Source organism: Methylobacterium sp. J-072 (assembly GCF_022829425.1).
Classification (GTDB): Bacteria; Pseudomonadota; Alphaproteobacteria; order Rhizobiales; family Beijerinckiaceae; genus Methylobacterium.
Genome location: NZ_JAKSYK010000208.1, coordinates 1 through 1,139, shown reverse-complemented (window position 1 = coordinate 1,139; position 1,139 = coordinate 1). Strand labels below are relative to the sequence as shown.

The window sequence follows — 1,139 nt, the reverse complement described above, 5'->3', positions numbered from 1 at the left end:
CCTCATCCTTGTAACTCTGGTTTGACCGCCCGTGGTAGAGCGGTCAGGGCGGAGACGGAGGGGACACCGGCTCATCCCAGGGCGTTAGAGCCCGGACCTCAGCACGGTCGCCCCTCCGTTCAGCCATCGACCTCGAACAGTCGCTTGGGCCGCAAGAGCTCGGTTGCGCAAGGACGAGGACGGATGGCTATGGTTCATGTCGGGATCGACGTGTCGAAGGATCGGCTGGACGTGCATGTCCTGCCTGATGGCCTGGCCTTCGCGGTGGCGCGCGACGGCGCGGGGTTGGCCAGCCTGATCGAACGGCTGCTGCCGCTGTCGCCGCATCTGGTGGCCGTGGAGGCGACCGGGGGCTTCGAGACCGTGGTGGCGGCCACCCTGGCCGAGGCTGGATTGCCGCTGGTGGTGGTCAATCCGGCCCAGGTCCGGCACTATGCCCAGGCGCTGGGGCGACGGGCCAAGACCGACCCCATCGATGCGGCGATGATCGCCCGCTTCGTCGAGGCGACGCAGCCGGAGGTGCGGGCGCTGCCCGATGCGGCCACCCGGCTGCTGTCGGACCTGGTGGCCCGCCGCCGCCAGATCATCGAGATGATCGTCTCCGAGAAGAACCGCCAGCACCGCACCACCGTGCCGCGGATCGCCAAGAGCATCGCCCGGCTGATCAAGGCCCTGGAGAAGGAACTCGTCGAGATCGACGGCGAGGTCGATACCGCCGTGCGCGGCTCGCCGGTCTGGCGCGCCCGGGAGGATCTGCTCGCCTCCGTACCCGGCGTGGGCGCGCTCACCGCCCGGACGCTGATCGCCGAGATGCCCGAACTCGGCACTCTCGACGCCAAGCGCATCGCCAGCCTGGCCGGGCTGCCCCCCTACACGCGCCAGTCGGGCCGCTGGATCGGCAAGGCGATGATCGGCGGGGGCCGCAAGACCGTGCGCTCCGCCTTGTTCCTGGCAGCCCTGGTCGCTTGCCGACACAACCCGGTGCTCAAGCTGTTCCGCGACCGCCTGGTCGCTGCCGGCAAGCCCAAGATGGTCGCCGTCATCGCCGCCGCCCGCAAGCTCCTCACCATCCTCAACGCCATGCTCAGGGATGAAAAACCATGGCAAAGCGCTTGACCTCCAACACAGTCGCTGAGGTG

1 protein-coding gene is annotated in these 1,139 nt (G+C 68.9%); it reads left to right on the top strand.

What is annotated here, in order from left to right; all coding sequences use genetic code 11:
• Positions 1 to 183: 183 nt before the first annotated feature.
• Positions 184 to 1,116, top strand: a complete 933-nt coding sequence (locus MKK67_RS28095) for an IS110 family transposase (protein WP_243971745.1) — start codon at positions 184 to 186, stop codon at positions 1,114 to 1,116.
• Positions 1,117 to 1,139 lie beyond the last annotated feature (23 nt).